A 17,213-nucleotide genomic window follows, 5' to 3' on the forward strand; every position below is an offset into this window, starting at 1 on the left:
CTCTCCCTTTATAGCGCTGCACTCAATTAAACTCATGCTTATTGTAGACCACAATATGCTTACTGTTCAAGCTCATTCAATTCAAGGAAATCTATTTTGCTCTCAGAAATTCTAGCTTCCGACTTGCAATACCATTTTTTTTATGCTAAAAAATGAAGGTGCTATTTTAAAACTGCTTTTCTTTAGGAGGTAAATCATGATTCGTAAAGCAACTCAAAACGATCTTTTTCACATACATGACATGGCTGTCCGTGCCACAAAGCGAATGAATGCGGAAGGTAGTGACCAATGGGATAAAACCTATCCGACGACTGAACATTTTCAAAAAGACATTCATCTCGGTTCACTTTATGTTTATGAACATGATGAAAAACTAATTGGCTCAATCACTATTGATCAATCTTTTTCCCCTGAATACGGTGCAGCTACACTGAAGTGGAACACACCTCAAGCCAGTGCGGGTACGTTTCATCGCCTACTTGTTGATCCGGACGTTCGTAAAAAGGGAACAGCTAAAGCCCTCATTACGTTCGCTGAATCTTATTTCAAAGAACATGGCTGCACAGCTCTTCAGATTGATACGTATTCCATTAATCACAAAGCTCAGCGCTTATTTGAAAGTTGTGGTTTTACCAACACTGGTGAATTCTACTTCCCAGGAAAAGAAACGGCTTTTTTAGGCTTTGAGAAAACGATTTAATAAAAAAGTCCTTGTTCAGCTCTGAATAAGGACTTTTTTTATTCTGATACGTTTGTAGAGACATATTATAGGGAAAAGAAGCGCAAATATACGGGAAGAGGTAAACGTAGATGGCAGTTAAAAAACAATCCATAAAATCTTCTATGGTCACTTTTACACGGTTCGGCTTTATTAGTCAGGGCTTTGTTTTCCTATTAATGGGTGGGCTCGCTTTAATGGTCGCTTTTGGGATCAACGAAGATACGGAAGATATGAATGGCGCTCTCCAATCTTTAGGTCAAATTCCTTTTGGTCAGCTCCTGCTTTGGTTAATTGGTTTCGGTTTAATCGCCTTCATTCTCCTTATGATTATGAAATCGATTAAAGACACTGGAAATGCAGGAAAAGATAAGCTTGGACTGATGAAACGGATTGGTTATTTAGGGATAGCCGCAATGTATATCTCTATTGCCGCAAATGCTTTTCGTTTTGCAATGAATAGTGATCAGATGGGAGATTCACCTGAAACATGGTCAGCGACATTATTAAGTCAGCCTTTTGGTCAGTGGATTGTTGGTATAGGGGGGCTCGCTATTATTGGAGGCGGTATAGGTCAAATTGTCATCGGCTTTAAACGGAGCTTTATGCAGTTATTTGATTTACATAGAATGAGTGTAAAAGAAAAAAAACTAACAAGATCAATTGGGACATTCGGGCATGTAGCACGAGGAATTGTCTTTCTACTGATGGGGTACTTTGTCTGTATAACCGCTTGGCAGCAAGATCCTGATGAAACGGTTGGTTTTGATGGCGCATTAGCGATTATCTTGCAGCAGCCTTATGGATCTTTTGCTCTATCAATTGTAGCAATTGGTCTAGCAAGCTATGGCTTGTTTGCAATTGTCCGCAGTAAGTATGAAACGATTTCACTAAAATAAAAAAGAAGAGGAACTTTGCCTCTTCTTTTTAATGGTTATCTACTCGAGTCATGTCTAAATCGTAATCACCGTTCTCTGATTTAGCCGGCTTTGACTCAAAGATACTGCTGCGGTTAATATTTAATTTTTCAGCAGCTCGATCAGCATAAGGGTCAGCTAACTGGCTGTCCTCATTTAAGACAAATTCTAATGTGTTAATTTGCGTACGTAGGCGCTGCATTGTCCGATCAAGGTAGATGTAAACTTGCTGATCGTGTTGATTCATTTGCTTAAAGCTTTGTTCATCTACTTTCATCTCTTTAACCTTATTAATACACTTGCCTAATTCTTCTCTTAGAATATTGCGCTGTTCTTTGACAACTGATACATTTCTCATTCTGTTCATCCTTTCAAAATCCAATAAGTTTTCCGTGCTCATAACCTTGTTGCCTATAACCAGTATAAAGGTTTTGTGAAAAAATATCAGCTGATTCCAATGAATTCTTTAAATAATTGCTCAAAACAAGAAGTTTGACAACGCAAGGCTTTTTACGTTATTATTATCTCAAATTCGAGATAAATGATTTCGAGGTGATTTTGATGAACACAAATCAAAGAGATTCACTTAAGCTCTTTACTGTTCTTACTCGTGCACTCCAGTCAGTCAAAGCACGAGCTGAAGCAGATATAAAAATGCATGGTTTTAATCCGACTGAATTTGCCGTATTGGAATTGCTTTACTCCAAGGGGGATCAAGCTGTTCAGAAGATTGGAGCCAAAGTCTTGATTGCAAGCAGTAGCATCACATATGTGGTCGACAAATTAGAGAAAAAAGAAATGATTGCCCGAAAACCAAGCCCGAATGATCGTCGTGTTACCCTCGTATCAATTACAAAAAAAGGGCAAGCCTGGATGGATGCTGTTTTTCCAAAACACGCTGAAGCACTTGAACAAGTCTTTGCTCCTCTAGATCCTGATGAAAAACAACGTCTCATCCAACAATTAAAAGAAATTGGGCTATATGCAGATAAACTTTCCAAAGAAGGAGTGAACGAGCGTATATGAAAACAGCAGGCATCCATCACATTACTGCCATCGTAGGTGATCCCCAGGAGAACATCGATTTCTATCAAACGTTTCTTGGTTTAAGACTTGTTAAACAAACGATAAATTTTGATGACACGGGCACTTATCATCTTTATTTTGGCGACGATGAGGGAACCCCAGGGACAATTATGACCTTCTTTCCTTGGCAAAATGCCAAAAAAGGAACAATTGGTGCCGGTCAAGTTGGAACAACACGGTTTGCCATTCCAGTAGGTTCCTATTCTTTTTGGCAAGAGCGCCTAGATACATTCGCTGTCCCATACCGTGTAACCACTCGTTTCAATGAACAATCACTTTCCTTTACTGATCCTCATGGATTACAACTTGAATTAACGGAGTCTGATGCACCTAAAAGCAGCAGCTGGTCAGTAGATGACATACCGGCCACTAAGATGATAGTAGGTTTTGCTGGTGCCGTTTTATTATCTGCCTCATATGAACAAACGAATAAAATAATTGAAGAAATAATGGGGTTCTCATACGTAGGAGAAGAAAATCAATTTCTCCGATTTCAATCAGAAGCATCGATTGGAAACACAATTGACATTTGGCAAACCGATGCTGCTCCAGGCTCAATTGGTGTGGGAATGGTTCACCATATTGCCTTTCGTGCAAAAGATGACGCTGACCAATTAAAGTGGAAACAGCATGTTGAGTCGTTTAATCAGTCCGTCACACCAGTTCAACCACGACAGTATTTTAATGCGATTTATTTCAGAGAGCCAGGAGGCATTCTTTTTGAAATTGCGACAGACCCGCCTGGTTTCACCCACGATGAAGCGTATGAACAACTAGGAAAAAAACTGATGTTGCCTGAATGGTATGAACCAAAAAGAGCAGAAATTGAGAATGCACTACCTACTATATCCCTTACCTCAAAAACAGATAAGGAGTGATTTACATTAGCCTATTTAATCTTTTTTCACGTAATAAATCGTCCCAAAAAGCCTCTAACAAAGAATCCTATTTTGAGAATCCAGTACCCCCTGCCGTACAAAAAACAACATCAGAAACAAGCAATAAAGAGTATCTACAAGCGATTAAAAATAGACGATCTATTTATGCCTTAAGTAAAGACCCTGTTTTGACGGATGAAGAGCTGCATGAAATGCTTGAGCACGTAAGTATCCATGTTCCATCAGTAAAGGATATTCACACAAGTAGAATGGTACTGCTGCTACACGATGAACATGAAGATTTATGGGCTATGACATCCTCTATTTTAGAAACGCTGGAAGATCAAGATACCTTTGTTAATACAAAAGCAAAGCTCGAAATGTTCGCCCATGCATATGGGACGATCCTTTTCTTTGAGGATGAAGCGAAACAAGAGCAAATAAAAACGGAAACTCCTCAATATAAGGAATATGTTTCAAGCTGGTCTCAGCAATCAAGCGGTATGCTCCAATTTACGATTTGGACAGCGCTTGAAATGGAAGGATATGGTGCATCCTTACAGCATTTTAATCCTTTAATTAATACCCAAGTGAGAGACAAATGGAACTTACCAAGCTCTTGGAAGTTAATTGCCCAAATGCCCTTTGGTAAGCCAGTTGAATATCCAAATAAGAAACAAGTTGACACAGCAGAAAAACGTCTGCTTGTTTCTCGATCATAGAAAACTCGTGATAGGGCTTCACGAGTTTTTTTCCGTTTCTCCATTCTAAAAGAAACGTTTGACAAGTATAGCTTCCCGATGTAAAGTGAAGTTTGCAACAATTTTATATGTCCTCGTTAGGTGAGGCTCCTGTGCAGGAGATACGCTGCTACCCAAAAATGTCCAAAGACGCCAATGGGTCAACAGAAACCATCGACATAAGGTGGTTTTTAATGTAGCTGGATTAAATCCTATGCCGCACAGTGCTAAAGCTCTACGATTGGAGGATACGCGCTTCTTCTGCGCTCTTTTTACGCATGCGTTTAAACACCTCCAACAGGATTAGGTGTTTTTTATTTTGGCTTAAAAGGTGGTGGTGTGGGATGGATAGTATACCCAATCCAAGGATAGGCTTTATACAACAGACAGAGGGGTTCCGTCCCACATCGGTGGAATGGTCCTCTTCTTAAAAAGGAGGAGAACACAGTGGATAAATTAAAAACAGACCGGAAACGGAATGAATACAAAAAACAAATTGTTGATTACCTTGTTTCTCGTAATTTGCGTGGCTTCCGTGAAACCTTTCTCGAGCTCCATCCAACTGATCAAGTTGAGTTGTTTCACGAGATTGAGCGTTCTTTACAAAAGCAAGTATTGCTTTTCTTAAGTCCTGCTGAATTTGCCGACTTGTTTGAAGGGCTTGAGCTTGAAGATCAACTAACGGTCTTTGAAGGCTTAAGTTACCAATATGCGGTCTCAATGTTCAATACGATGTCTGCCGATGATGTGGCTGATTTCTTAGCAGAAATTGATACGGATCGTTCTCAAGATATATTAAGTTCCATGGATTTGGAAGAAGCAAAACGAGTAGAAGAATTAATGGCGTACGCACCAAAAACAGCTGGTGCGATTATGACCAAAGAATTTGTCCGTTTATCTGTTGAGTCAACTGCAAAAGATGTTATCGCAGAGCTGAGAGAAACAGCACCTGACGCGGAAACCATTTATTATTTATATGTAATCGACCAGCAGCAACGACTAGCTGGAGTCGTTTCCTTACGTGATTTAATCATTTCTACGCCCGAAATGACGGTTGAAGACATTATGAGTACGCAAGTTGTTTCTGTTAATGAAGATGAAGATCAGGAAGACGTTGCTCGACTCATTAAAGAGTATGATTTCTTAGCTGTTCCCGTTGTAACACCGGACAAGCGCTTAGTTGGTATCATTACAGTCGATGATGTAATTGATGTTCTAGAAGAAGAAACAACAGAAGACTTTGATGAATTTTCCGCTTCCCGCGGCGCGACGGACTTATCATTAACGGCTTATACTGCGGCTAAAAAAAGAGCTCCATGGTTAATTATCCTGATGTTTTTTGGTTTAGTAACAGCAAATATCATTGGTATTTTTGAAAATACATTAGAACAAGTTGTTCTTTTAGCTGCATTCATGCCTCTCATCATGGGTACAGCAGGTAATACTGGAACTCAGTCATTAGCTGTAGCCGTACGTGGACTTGCCACAGGTTCATTTGAACGAGGTGGTGTTTGGAAAACCGTTAAGCGGGAACTTGGAACAGGTGTTATGCTTGGTGTGATTTGTATGCTCGTATTGATGGCCATTATCTATACATTTTACGACAATGATTTTACACTTGCTTTTATCGTTGGGTTTTCACTATTTGCGGCACTTAGCGTCGCTGCTGTTATTGGAGCAACGGTCCCAATCATTATTAACAAATTTAAAATTGATCCGGCAGTTGCCTCAGGACCGTTTATTACAACCTTTAATGACATTATTAGTTTGATGATCTACTTTTCAATTGCCACTTCACTATTAGATCGACTTTAAAAAAGATAAGCTAACTAGCTTATCTTTTTTATGGTTAAAAACAGACATTTACGGGAATAAAATTGAAAAAACGTTTATGTATAAAGGGGATTTCAATTTGTCTAGAGAACAACGGAAAATGGACCATATCTTTGAAGCAGTAAATCAAGAACAGACACATTACCCTTTTGAAGACATTACCTTTATTCATCAGGCTCTTGCAACATCCAATGTTCAGACTTGTTCACTTGAAGCAACTTTTTTAGGTCACTCTTTTCCTATGCCGCTCTTAATTAATGCTATGACTGGTGGAGGCGGTATTCAAACACTGCAAATTAATGAACAGCTAGCTGAAGTTGCGCAGCTCTATTCCATTCCAATGGCTGTAGGTTCTCAAATGGCTGCAATAAAAGACCCCTCACAAGCAGAAACGTACAAAGTGATTCGTCAAAAAGCACCTTCGAATTTTCTAATTGCAAATTTAGGGGCTGAAGCAACAGCTGAAGATGCGTTAAGCGCAGTGGAAATGATTGAAGCCAACGCTTTGCAAATTCACTTTAATCACATCCAAGAATTAGCAATGCCAGAAGGTGATCGTAATTTCTCAAAACGACTGCACAACCTAGAGAGCATAGTCCATAAAAGTCCTGTTCCCGTCATTGCGAAAGAAGTTGGTTTTGGGATGACTCGAGAATCAATTGCAGCTCTAAAAGAGATTGGCGTTGCTGCCGTTGATGTGAGTGGCAAAGGGGGAACCAATTTCTCTAGAATTGAAAATGCTCGCCGCAATCAGCCCATGTCCTTTTTTAACAATTGGGGGATCTCGACTCCGATCGCACTTGCAGAGGCTACGTCTTTAAAAGAGCCACCAGTTCTAATTGCGTCAGGCGGTATTACTTCTAGTTTCGATGTCGCAAAATCGATCGCCCTTGGCGCTTCAATGACGGCCATGTCAGGTAAACTGATTCAACTTCTTGTGAATGACGGTCTTGATTACGTCATCTCCTATTTACAGCAATTGAAGACTGAGCTTACCTACATTCTAGCTGCGCTAAATGTTAGCAATTTAACTCAGCTTCAATCGGCACCCTTCGTTATATCCGGAAAAACACATCATTGGCTGCATGAACGTGGAATTGAAACAAGCGCTTTTTCACAAAGGTAACCCTTTTATTTGAGAACTAGAAAAACACCACCCGAACGGATGATGTTTTTCTAGTTCTTTATAATCGTGTAATCAAGTGTTACAAAGGATAATCCCAGAACCTTCAAGCGATGGTTTGCACGCAAAGTTGTTGAATTAACTTGAATTAAATGGAGCGTTTCTTCAATCGGGGTTCTCATTGTGAATGATCCAAAGCTTAGATAAACCCCTGCATCTCCACTGCCTCCGTCACCTAAAAGCAGCAAACCGTTATGCTCATCATTCTTAGGCATTAAAACACCTGTCATGATTCCCCCAGGTAAAGGCAGTCCAATATTGTTATATCGAATTCCCTCTCTTATATGACTCGAATAAGCAGCAGTAAAAATAGGTTCGCCCTCTTTTGTCCGTCTAATCCAGACGTTCGATTGAGGTCTTCCATTCATATCATCCAATACTGTATAAATCATTCCATCCATAGCAGCATGATGAGTTGGAATATGTAATTGTTTCATCTTTTTTGTTAGCAATCTAATTGGTTTCTGCACCCATTTAAATGGTTTGTGCCATTGGACTTCAGCTTCCATCGTAAAAAGATGAGTCTGTTCATGAAACTCTGCAACGAGTGGGGCAAGCTTTGTTGAATCGAAGTGTTTATTTGTGTACGTTTCCCAAGAGTCGATTAATGCATCTGTCTGTTTAACTGAAGCATTTACGAGCAACTTGTCTTGTACATATTTCGCACCTCTCAGCGAACTAACAGGTACAAGCGGCACAGAATGTAGGTTCTTAGGTGCAAGGGCATTCCAGGTCCACAAGGCAATCAGAGCAAAGCCAAAAGCATTGGCCATCCCATGATAGCGAACCATATCAGGGATCGTGAGCCGAACAGGTGCCCAGGCAAGACCTGCACTGTATAGATAAGACAATACCATCGTTGTCATTAAGATTAAGCTTGATAAAATAAGTCCAACTCTCTTAAACCCTTTTAAAGACAGCCCATATGCAATGGTAATAAGCGCAAACCAGAATACAAAAAAGATATAAACCAATACAAGAATTGGTTCAACTGGAGGACCTAATTCAATTCCTAACGCAACGAGTATGGGGCCAGCAATGATGCCTGTCGCCAAAAGCGGGAATGATTTCATAGACGATCCCATTCTCCTTAATGACCGACCAAGCATGCCGCAGACAATTGGTAAGACAAAAGCAGAATAATGAAAGTGGACAGCCGTCAAGTCAATAATAGTTTGCGAGTAGTGTAAAAACGAGCTAGCCTTTCCAATTGATAAGAGAAACCAGCCACCGCCGACTGCTAAATAGATACAACCGATGTAAATTAACACTTCCTCAGCATCGCGAAAGCCTTTTAAGGCTAGCTGACTGAATCCGTGAAGCGCAATAACGACTGTAGCAGCGACCCAAATAAGTGCAAAACCTAGTGCTAGCCACACTTCAGAAAGAGACAATGCAAGTAAGCCAGCGATTGAGAAGCAAATAATCCAATCGTTTAATTTTTTTAGCATCTGATCATAAAAACGAATACTCGTATTTGAATGACGTAACAGTACCCTCATTGTTAAAGGAACAATGATCATCACAGCAAAGCCAAGAGCTAATTCTATGCCATTCGGTCGAAAGAAAAAAATCCAGACCGCGAGCAATAACCAGGACAATAGATCCTTTCTCATCTTCCTTACCACTCCGTTATGATGTAATCAATTAAATGCGTATCTTCATTCTTTCGGAACTTGCTTGCAGACACACCCACCGTTTTTTTGAACAGCTTAGTAAAATAATTCGGATCGTCAATTCCGACTTGATGCGCTACTTCTGCAATCGTATCATCGGTTTGGGCAAGCAAGTAAGCGGCTTTTTTCATCCGGACGATTGTAACATAATGCATTGGGGTTATGTTTAATTCAATTTTAAATTGTTTAATAAAATAATACTTTGATAGCCCCACATGGTGGGCAATGTCCTCTAAGTGAATTGGATCAGCAGCTTTTTCTTCAATATACTGAACAGCATTAGCTATTGGCGCTTTTAATCTTTTCTTAGAAGGTGCTTCAAGAAAATGGAGCATTGATGTCATAAACTCGTACGCTTTTTGTGAGCCAATATAAGAATTATGAATATCTCCTGCCGCCGTTTCTGATAAGAGCTTTAGTAAAAGTCTAATCGGCTCTGCTTCTCGCTGGATCGAGAGTACCGGCCCGTATTTCTTTAAGACATGTTCATGCATTCGAATTGCTTCACTGCCTTCCATCGTCACGTAAATAAATTCCCAGTTTTCATTAGAATCGGGAGGAAAGTAGTAGCGATGATCGCTTGGCACTGAAACAAAAAAAGCTTGATGTTTCCCAATGTCATATTCTTTATTCTCATACGTTAATTTCCCTAAGCCCGAAAGCGTGTATTGAAAGACAATTTTTTCATTTTCAAGACGTTTTCTTCCGTCCCAATGATAAGAACCATCTGATTCTATCTCCCATCCGACATTCCATAAATTCATTACGAAAGGATATGGATTTTCTTGAAATCTAAAGCCATATGAACCCCTTTTTTGTTCCATATTCACGTAACCCCTCTCTATTATTCAGTATACATGAGGGATTAGAAGAATGAAACGCGCAATTTGAAAGCGCAATTATTTCCATAAAGGGAACAGCAATTTTCTACCTCTTTCTCCAATCGATCTCTTATACTTAGCTTACTAAGGTTAAGGAGGCTTTCCATTGAAAAAAATCACATTTATCGGGGCAGGAAGCACGATTTTTGCTAAAAATGTACTAGGTGACTGCATGCATGTCGAGGCATTGCAACAGTTTGAGTTTGCCTTGTACGATATCGATCCTGTACGTTTAAAAGAATCGCATACGCTGTTATCCCATCTAAAAGAAAACGTGCGTTCAACTGTCACAATAAAATCATATGACGATCGAAAAGAAGCACTAAAAGGTGCCTCATACATTATTAACGCAATCCAAGTTGGCGGGTACAAACCGAGTACCGTGATTGATTTTGAAATCCCAAAGAAATATGGCTTGCGTCAAACGATTGGTGACACAATTGGAATCGGCGGTTTATTCCGCTCGCTTCGTACGATTCCAGTGCTTTTAGATATTGCTAAAGATATTGAAGAAGTTGCTCCTGAAGCGTTGCTATTAAATTATACAAATCCAATGGCTACTCTTATTGGCGCTATCTCTCGAACAACAGCTGTTAAAAACGTTGGGCTTTGTCACAGCGTACAGGTTTGTACCAGAGACTTATTTAAGCACCTAGACATGGATCACAGCGGTATTGAAGAAAAAATCGCAGGAATCAACCATGTTGCCTGGTTACTAGAAGTTAAAAAAGATGGGGTTGATCTCTATCCCGAAATAAAACGCCGTGCACGAGAAAAGAGCAAGGAATCACATCACGATATGGTTCGCTATGAACTTATGCAGCGTTTTGGCTACTATTTAACGGAGTCATCTGAACACAACGCCGAATATCACCCTTACTTTATTAAGTCGAAGTATCCAGAATTAATTGATGCTTTTAACATACCGCTAGATGAGTATCCAAGAAGATGCGTCAGCCAAATTGAGCGCTGGGAACAGATGAAGGTAGATCTTGTTGACAACGCGTCGATTTCCCATGACCGTTCGATTGAGTATGGTTCCCGTATTATTGAAGCGATGGAAACAGGTGAACCATTTTTATTCGGTGGCAACGTGATGAATACGGGCGGACTTATATCAAATCTGCCACAAAAAGCGTGTGTTGAAGTCCAATGTATTGCAAATCGTTCTGGCATCACGCCGACGCATGTTGGCGATTTACCTGAACAATTAGCAGCAATCAACCGTACGAATATTAATACACAGTTGTTAACGGTTGAAGCGGCTTTAACGCAAAAACGTGAACATATTTATCACGCTGCTCTGCTTGATCCACATACGTCTGCGGAACTATCGATTGATGATATCGTTTCTTTATGTGACGAATTAATTGAAGCGCACGGCGATTATTTGCCAACTTACTCCTAATCTCAAAACCAACTCTACTGAGTTGGTTTTTTTGAAATGAGTTTCCCAATCTGCACTGGATTGTAATCAATTGAATAGTTCGATATACTCAAAACACGAATATTTGTTCGTGTTTTTTGTTTTTCTATTGTTCGTGTCTCTTTAATCTTCAATCTCTTTAAAAGGAGGAATAAATCATGAAGAAAAGTAGCCCTTCCGCCGCTTCAGTAGAGAGAATGGTTGACTTGTTCTTAAAAGAACCTGAACATAAGAGCTTATATGACCGGGCACACGCGCAACCGACTAATAAAAATAAACAAGCACTTGATCAAGCCTTCAAGCTTTTTTTCACAAAAATAAAAGTCGTTCAATACATTAGCCGGTTAATTAAAGGTTACTCCATTGATTTTGATAAGCGAACAAGAAAGAGACAAGCCTTCCTCTCCATTGACTCTAATATTAATGAAGAGGATCACTCGACGCTAGATTATTTCATTCAGTCCGCTGACGTTCATACTGATAGCGTTCGAGTAAACGATGAACAAGGAAACACCGACGAATTATTTGAAAACAAGCTGCTTGCCAAGTCGTTCAACCAATTAGATCCTGTTCAACAAAAAGTACTCATCTATTCATTCTATTACGGCTACAAAAACAAAGAGATTGCGAAAGAACTAGCTGTGTCAGAACAACGCATTTCCTATTATAAAAATAGAGCACTATTGCTTTTGCAACAAAGTGTTCGTTCGTAATTATGTGAGGGGAAGGGGATCGCTATGTATGAAGAATATGAATCAATCCTAGTTGATTTCAATGCTAAAATCAAAAAAAGCCTCTATCAAACAACTCCGAACAACCGTGATGACTTGGAACAAGAAATTAAAATAAAGCTATACGAAAAACTAGCCGTAATCCAAAACATTGAAGCACCTGGCTTTTATGAGTTTGTTTACGGATCAGCTTGCGTTGCTGAAGAAGAAGCCGTTTATCGTTTCCAACAAAAAAAAGAATAATGAGGAGCCCTCATTATTCTTTCACTGAACCAAGAACGATTCCTTTTACGAAGTATTTTTGCAAAAACGGGTAAACCAAAATAATTGGTAATGCGCCAATGAAGATTTGGGCTGAACGAACCGTTCTCTCTGATAAAGCGCGCATTTCATCTGGATTGACATTTATTTGTGAGAAATCATTCTGAACAATAATTGTCTGTAAGAAAGTCGACAGTGGGTATTTTGCAGAGTCCGTTAAGTAGATTAAACCATCAAACCACGAGTTCCATTGTCCAACCATTGTAAATAATCCCACTGTCGCTAACGCCGGTAGTGATATTGGTAAATAAATTTTGAAGAGAATTCTGAAGTGCCCTGCTCCGTCAATTAGTGCAGCTTCTTCAAGTGATTTGGGCACACCCGTCCGGAAGAAGTTCAGCAACAAAATCATGTTAAAAACATTAACCGCTCCTGGTAAAACGAGTGCCCAAACGGTATTAATTAATCCTAGATTCTGGACTAGAATATAGGTAGGAATTAGACCACCGTTAAATAACATGATAAACACGAGCGCATAAACGTAAAGCTTTCTTCCTTTAAATTCATGGTCTTCTTTAGACAGCGCATAAGCAGCTAATGTTACTACCGTCAAGCTGACCACTGTACCAAGAATTGTTCGAAACACACCGTTCCAAAGGGCTCTTAGAAAATTTTCATTTCCTAATGTCTGTCCCCAGGCAGCTACGGTAAAGTCAACTGGCAGAAAGCGCACCAGGTTTGCATTCGCTGGAGCTGATGCACTGAATGAGACCGCTAGGATGTGGACGAGTGGCAAAATACAAAGGATCCCGAGCAACAATAAAAAGATAGTGTTAAATACGGTAAAAATTTTATACGAACGACTTCGATGATGCATATGCCACCCCTCCTAGAAAATTCGATAGTTTGCGTATTTATACGCTAAGCGATAACCCGTTACAATTAAGATAAAGGCAATAACCGATTTGAACACACCTACTGCGGTTGCGTAACTAAAGTTTTGTCCTAAAATCCCTTGTCTGTAAACATACGTATCAATAATATCGCCTTTGTCGTAAACAAGTGGATTATATAAGTTAAAGATTTGATCAAACCCAGCGTTTAGAATATTTCCGAGTGCAAGCGTTGCTACAACAATCGTAATTGGTAGCAATCCCGGCAACGTAATGTACAGAACTTGCTGTAACCGATTCGCACCGTCGACAATTGCCGCTTCATATAAACTAGGATTAATTCCGGCAAGCGCTGCCAAAAAGATAATGGCCGAGAATCCGAAATCTTTCCAAACATCAGATACAATAACTGTTACGCGGAACCAGTCACTATCCCCAAGAAAGAAAATCGGTTGAATATTAAAGACTCCTAGAAACTGATTGACTAATCCCCCATCAACCGAAAGTAGGTCTAGTAAAATTCCTCCTAAGATTACCCATGATAGAAAATGTGGCAAATAGACAAGCGTTTGAATCGAGCGTTTATAAGCCATAATACGAACTTCATTAAGCAGTAGAGCAAACATAATTGGCACAATTAACTGAAAGATAATTTTAAATGTAGAAATAACAAGCGTATTCCAGATGACTTGTCTTCCTTCTTGAAATTCAAAGATCCGCCGGAAATTCTCTAACCCAACCCATTCTGAATTAGAGAACCCGTGCCATGGCTTAAAATCTTGAAATGCCATAATTATTCCGCCTAGTGGAATATAGTTAAAGATAATTGCAAAGATAATTGCAGGCATCACTAGAGCATGCAGAGGCCAGTTCCGCTTCATGTTCCACTTTTGCTTTTTTTTCTGTGGAACATGCGGCAACGAATTTGCTTTTGGTTGCACCATTTTTAATCACTCCCTTATCGATTTCTAAACTCATGAGGTGTCTGATTAAACTCTCTTTTAAATACGCGAATAAAATAAGACGAGTCTTTATAGCCTAACTCTTTTGAGATTCGACCAACCTTGTAATTCGTGTCGGCTAATAATGTAACTGCTTTTTTCATGCGTAGCCGATGTGTGTAATCTGTAAAGGTCTCCCCTGTCTCTTCTTTAAAACGCTTAGAAATGTAAGCTGGATTCATATAAAGGAAGTTTGCTACTTCTTGTAAATTAGGCTGTTCAAACAAGCGGGATTCGACATAATCTTTGACGCGATTAGCAAGCTGCTCTTGCTTCTCATCTTGTTTTAGCGGCACAACTGCCTTGGTCTGAAAAGCACTTTGGGCATCACGCCAAAATAAAACCGATTCACCTAATTGAATATGCACAGAATGATGGATCATTTTTTTAATTTCTTTTTTTAATGAGATTATTCGTTCCTGCACAATCGATTGAAAGAATGGAATGTCCTCTTTATACAGAGGGTAGAGCATCATTGACAGGCTATCAGGCGTGTCTTGATGCCGAATTATTACAGCCTTCTCAGATAAATGAGCAGTCACGATCGATAATAATTGTTCAAACATAGGCCCATGTTCAGCTAATTGTACAGAAAGCCATACTGCTCTTACATCGTCTGAGGAAGGTATGTCGTATGCTTCGAGTTCCGCCCTCATGTGTTTCCTATCCTTCTCACCAATCAACCAAGGTTTAAAAATTGACTGACCGATATAGTCAATGTGAGATTTAATTGCCTCAATTGAACGATCATGAATATAGCGATCGTTTAGCTCTTCTTTTCGTTTTTGCAAGGCCCGTTTCACTGTTTCAAGAAGCTCTTCATCACGAACAGGTTTTAATAGGTAATCGACTGCATCGGCTTTAATGGCTGCTTGAGCATAGGCAAAATCTGAATGACCAGATAAGAGAATACATTTCGGGTTCACCTCACCAGTAACCATTTCATTTAACAAATCAATTCCGGATTTTCCTGGCATACGGATATCGGTTACGACAACATCTATTGGTTCCGTTGAGAGATAGCTCAATGCTTCCCTCGCTGAAAAAGCGCAGTAAACGTGGTTAATATCCAACTGACTCCAATTCAGACTCGCCAGACCTTGCAACGTTGCTTCTTCATCATCGACTAATAGCAATTGATACATTTTACCTATCTCCTTTCTGTCTCATTAAACTCCCAAATAATATCAGCTCGTAAGCCGCCTAAATCTGAATGTGAAATGAGTAGTCCAGATTTGCCACTAAATCGTTTTCTTAAGCGTTGATGTACATTTCTCATTCCATAACTTTCAGATAGTACTTCTTCTGAATCAAGGTTTTCTCGCATTTCCTCCAGCTGTTGATCACTGAGCTGTTCACCGTTGTTCTCGACAGTTAGCTTGCAGTAGTTTCCGACCATTTCACCTGTAATGATGATCTTTCCAACCCCATCAACATGGTCAATCGCATGAACAATCGCATTTTCCACAATAGGCTGCAGTAGCAAACGGGGAATCTTCCGAGTTAGTAAATCCTCGGGCACATCAATGGAATAACGTAAATGCCGTTTGCGCAGAGCATGGATTGCTAGGAAGTTATTAACCAGCTGAATTTCTTCCTCAATCGTAGTCTCTTCTTGTTCAACCTTCGTCCGATACCGAAAATAGTCTCCCAGATGCAAGGACATCGCTTCAACTGCATCTGTATTTTTCACTTTCGCCATATTCTTAATATAGAAGAGGCAATTGTACAGAAAATGAGGATCAATTTGGGCTTGCAATAGTTTTAGTGATGCTTGTTGCGACCGAATTTTTTCTTCATACACTTCTTCAATTAGCGTCTGAATTTGGTCCGCCATTTCATTAAAACCACTCATTGCAATCGCAAACTCCTTTTGTTCTGGAACACTCATGCGTGTTCCGTAGTCCCCTTTTTTAAATTGGAGAATCGCATCTTTTATCCGATCGATTGGTCGATGAATTTGGGTGTATAATAACCAAGCTGCTGCTACGCCTAAACACAATAACACTATCCCCGTTATATAAAACCATGTTCTTGTTGTTGAGAGTGGGCTTAATACTTCTTCAAGTGGAACAAAATCAACCAGCGTCCATCCTAAGCTTGGTGATTCAATGTATGTCACCGTATAGTCTTTTTGATCGATTTCTAAGCGATAAGTTCCCCGGTATTCTTCGTCTGAATTTAAAGAAAAACCATCTTCTAAAAATGGATCAACAGACATCCCTGTAGGCTGAATTGGCTCAAACGATGAATTGTAAAGAATGGCATAACCGCCTTCAGATGATTCTAAGTCATTAAGATGCTCCTGGATCGCCTCTGTGTAAAGTCTTGCCTCAATAATGACGGCATTCTCGCTTGTTTCAGCGTGGATTGGAAATTGCACATGCTGAACAAAGTAAGGTCGATCTGAGTCATTTCCGTTCGCGCTTTTTATATACGTCCACGAAGAGGACAATGTATCAGGTCGGTCAGGTGAAGAAACCATCGTTGATAAGCGACGATCTCCATCAGGCAAAAACATAGTGACATCTACTAATACCGTACTTAATTGCTGGTACAAGAGCATTTTCTGCTGCACATTGCCTTGAAGTTCGATTGATTCATACGGGCTGAGGAAATCAATATTACGCAACCGACTTGTGTCCGGATCAATACTTAATGCAACGAGAAATTGGGACACTTGCCATAAATCGGCTTCCAACCGATTCATGGTCACTTCGAGACGATTTAAGTTACGGGTGTCGATCTCATCTCGAACTACTTGTTCACTGACATAATTTGAATATGTATACAATAACGCCACAGGTACTAACAATAGAATAATGCTGATAACCATCTTATGAAAAAGACTAATCTGCTTCAATCGAATCCCTCCCCCTTGCGTTATTCTACCCAACAAGCCTCGAGGGAGAAAGGTTTTTCTGTTAATATCACGTTGATAGACATAAAAAAGGCAGCGTAAATCAGACGCTGCCTTCAGTTTTCAAAT

The 17,213-nt window shown here is 39.8% G+C and carries 17 protein-coding genes and 1 riboswitch; of the genes, 10 read left to right on the plus strand and 7 right to left on the minus strand.

Features of this window, described 5'->3' with window-relative positions; genetic code table 11:
• The first annotated feature begins 196 nt into the window (after positions 1-196).
• Both JOC54_RS09580 and JOC54_RS09585 read left to right on the plus strand, forming a co-directional pair.
• A complete protein-coding gene (locus JOC54_RS09580) occupies positions 197-700 on the plus strand; it encodes a GNAT family N-acetyltransferase (RefSeq protein ID WP_051990976.1) in 504 nt (167 codons plus the stop codon).
• Positions 701-810: 110 nt separating this feature from the next.
• Positions 811-1,617, plus strand: a complete 807-nt coding sequence (locus JOC54_RS09585) for a DUF1206 domain-containing protein (protein WP_204465939.1) — start codon at positions 811-813, stop codon at positions 1,615-1,617.
• Positions 1,618-1,645: 28 nt separating this feature from the next.
• Here the strand turns inward: JOC54_RS09585 and JOC54_RS09590 are convergent, their stop codons facing one another.
• On the minus strand, positions 1,646-1,993 hold the full coding sequence (locus tag JOC54_RS09590; protein ID WP_035418160.1) for a hypothetical protein: 348 nt from the start codon (positions 1,991-1,993) through the stop codon (positions 1,646-1,648).
• A 203-nt stretch (positions 1,994-2,196) separates the two neighbouring features.
• On the opposite strand from JOC54_RS09590, the gene JOC54_RS09595 reads away from it, so the two are divergent.
• The 5 genes from JOC54_RS09595 (at position 2,197) to fni (ending at position 7,298) form a co-directional block, all read left to right on the plus strand.
• Positions 2,197-2,661 carry a MarR family winged helix-turn-helix transcriptional regulator gene (locus JOC54_RS09595; RefSeq protein ID WP_035418161.1) on the plus strand — a complete coding sequence of 155 codons (465 nt, stop codon included), beginning with the start codon at positions 2,197-2,199 and terminating at the stop codon, positions 2,659-2,661.
• On the plus strand, positions 2,658-3,599 hold the full coding sequence (locus JOC54_RS09600; RefSeq protein ID WP_204465941.1) for a ring-cleaving dioxygenase: 942 nt from the start codon (positions 2,658-2,660) through the stop codon (positions 3,597-3,599). Before JOC54_RS09595 ends, JOC54_RS09600 begins: the two co-directional genes overlap by 4 nt.
• Positions 3,596-4,321, plus strand: coding sequence for a nitroreductase family protein (locus tag JOC54_RS09605; protein ID WP_204465944.1), 726 nt, complete (start codon positions 3,596-3,598; stop codon positions 4,319-4,321). Before JOC54_RS09600 ends, JOC54_RS09605 begins: the two co-directional genes overlap by 4 nt.
• Before the next feature lie 105 nt (positions 4,322-4,426).
• A riboswitch (M-box (ykoK) riboswitch) is annotated at positions 4,427-4,593 on the plus strand.
• Between the two features lie 193 nt (positions 4,594-4,786).
• On the plus strand, positions 4,787-6,154 hold the full coding sequence (mgtE, locus tag JOC54_RS09610; RefSeq protein WP_035418163.1) for a magnesium transporter: 1,368 nt from the start codon (positions 4,787-4,789) through the stop codon (positions 6,152-6,154).
• A 97-nt stretch (positions 6,155-6,251) separates the two neighbouring features.
• Positions 6,252-7,298 carry a type 2 isopentenyl-diphosphate Delta-isomerase gene (gene fni, locus JOC54_RS09615; protein WP_204465946.1) on the plus strand — a complete coding sequence of 349 codons (1,047 nt, stop codon included), beginning with the start codon at positions 6,252-6,254 and terminating at the stop codon, positions 7,296-7,298.
• A 50-nt stretch (positions 7,299-7,348) separates the two neighbouring features.
• Here the strand turns inward: fni and JOC54_RS09620 are convergent, their stop codons facing one another.
• Together JOC54_RS09620 and JOC54_RS09625 are read right to left on the minus strand one after the other, a co-directional pair.
• Complete coding sequence (locus JOC54_RS09620; RefSeq protein WP_204465948.1) at positions 7,349-8,971, minus strand: YndJ family protein; 1,623 nt, start codon at positions 8,969-8,971, stop codon at positions 7,349-7,351.
• Positions 8,972-8,976: 5 nt separating this feature from the next.
• Positions 8,977-9,855: an AraC family transcriptional regulator gene (locus tag JOC54_RS09625; protein ID WP_204465950.1), complete on the minus strand. Its 879-nt coding sequence runs from the start codon at positions 9,853-9,855 to the stop codon at positions 8,977-8,979.
• Between the two features lie 163 nt (positions 9,856-10,018).
• On the opposite strand from JOC54_RS09625, the gene JOC54_RS09630 reads away from it, so the two are divergent.
• The 3 genes from JOC54_RS09630 (at position 10,019) to JOC54_RS09640 (ending at position 12,312) form a co-directional block, all read left to right on the plus strand.
• A complete protein-coding gene (locus JOC54_RS09630) occupies positions 10,019-11,320 on the plus strand; it encodes an alpha-glucosidase/alpha-galactosidase (protein ID WP_035440379.1) in 1,302 nt (433 codons plus the stop codon).
• A gap of 176 nt (positions 11,321-11,496) precedes the next feature.
• Entirely contained in the window at positions 11,497-12,051 is a 555-nt protein-coding gene (locus JOC54_RS09635; RefSeq protein WP_204465952.1) for a sigma-70 family RNA polymerase sigma factor, read from the plus strand.
• Between the two features lie 24 nt (positions 12,052-12,075).
• Positions 12,076-12,312, plus strand: coding sequence for a hypothetical protein (locus JOC54_RS09640; protein WP_051990986.1), 237 nt, complete (start codon positions 12,076-12,078; stop codon positions 12,310-12,312).
• Positions 12,313-12,325: 13 nt separating this feature from the next.
• Here JOC54_RS09640 and JOC54_RS09645 read toward each other — a convergent pair whose 3' ends face one another.
• From JOC54_RS09645 to JOC54_RS09660, 4 genes are read right to left on the minus strand one after another with little or no spacing between them, the layout of a single operon-like run.
• On the minus strand, positions 12,326-13,207 hold the full coding sequence (locus JOC54_RS09645) for a carbohydrate ABC transporter permease (protein ID WP_035418168.1): 882 nt from the start codon (positions 13,205-13,207) through the stop codon (positions 12,326-12,328).
• Between the two features lie 12 nt (positions 13,208-13,219).
• Positions 13,220-14,167 (minus strand): ABC transporter permease, encoded by a 948-nt coding sequence (locus JOC54_RS09650; protein WP_204465954.1) that lies wholly within the window; start codon positions 14,165-14,167, stop codon positions 13,220-13,222.
• A gap of 14 nt (positions 14,168-14,181) precedes the next feature.
• On the minus strand, positions 14,182-15,369 hold the full coding sequence (locus JOC54_RS09655) for a response regulator (RefSeq protein ID WP_204465957.1): 1,188 nt from the start codon (positions 15,367-15,369) through the stop codon (positions 14,182-14,184).
• 5 nt (positions 15,370-15,374) lie between these two features.
• A complete protein-coding gene (locus JOC54_RS09660) occupies positions 15,375-17,087 on the minus strand; it encodes a sensor histidine kinase (protein ID WP_204465959.1) in 1,713 nt (570 codons plus the stop codon).
• Positions 17,088-17,213: the final 126 nt, after the last annotated feature.

It is taken from the genome of Shouchella xiaoxiensis (assembly GCF_016907895.1).
Taxonomy (GTDB): Bacteria; Bacillota; Bacilli; order Bacillales; family Bacillaceae_D; genus Shouchella; species Shouchella xiaoxiensis.

What these genes read in the sequence shown, in the direction of transcription:
- JOC54_RS09580 (WP_051990976.1), top strand. Translation starts at nt 197, where the DNA reads ATGATTCGTAAAGCAACTCAAAACGATCTTTTTCACATACATGACATG.
- JOC54_RS09585 (WP_204465939.1), top strand. Translation starts at nt 811, where the DNA reads ATGGCAGTTAAAAAACAATCCATAAAATCTTCTATGGTCACTTTTACA.
- JOC54_RS09590 (WP_035418160.1), bottom strand. Translation starts at nt 1,993, where the DNA reads ATGAGAAATGTATCAGTTGTCAAAGAACAGCGCAATATTCTAAGAGAA.
- JOC54_RS09595 (WP_035418161.1), top strand. Translation starts at nt 2,197, where the DNA reads ATGAACACAAATCAAAGAGATTCACTTAAGCTCTTTACTGTTCTTACT.
- JOC54_RS09600 (WP_204465941.1), top strand. Translation starts at nt 2,658, where the DNA reads ATGAAAACAGCAGGCATCCATCACATTACTGCCATCGTAGGTGATCCC.
- JOC54_RS09620 (WP_204465948.1), bottom strand. Translation starts at nt 8,971, where the DNA reads ATGAGAAAGGATCTATTGTCCTGGTTATTGCTCGCGGTCTGGATTTTT.
- JOC54_RS09625 (WP_204465950.1), bottom strand. Translation starts at nt 9,855, where the DNA reads ATGGAACAAAAAAGGGGTTCATATGGCTTTAGATTTCAAGAAAATCCA.
- JOC54_RS09635 (WP_204465952.1), top strand. Translation starts at nt 11,497, where the DNA reads ATGAAGAAAAGTAGCCCTTCCGCCGCTTCAGTAGAGAGAATGGTTGAC.
- JOC54_RS09640 (WP_051990986.1), top strand. Translation starts at nt 12,076, where the DNA reads ATGTATGAAGAATATGAATCAATCCTAGTTGATTTCAATGCTAAAATC.
- JOC54_RS09645 (WP_035418168.1), bottom strand. Translation starts at nt 13,207, where the DNA reads ATGCATCATCGAAGTCGTTCGTATAAAATTTTTACCGTATTTAACACT.
- JOC54_RS09650 (WP_204465954.1), bottom strand. Translation starts at nt 14,167, where the DNA reads ATGGTGCAACCAAAAGCAAATTCGTTGCCGCATGTTCCACAGAAAAAA.
- JOC54_RS09655 (WP_204465957.1), bottom strand. Translation starts at nt 15,369, where the DNA reads ATGTATCAATTGCTATTAGTCGATGATGAAGAAGCAACGTTGCAAGGT.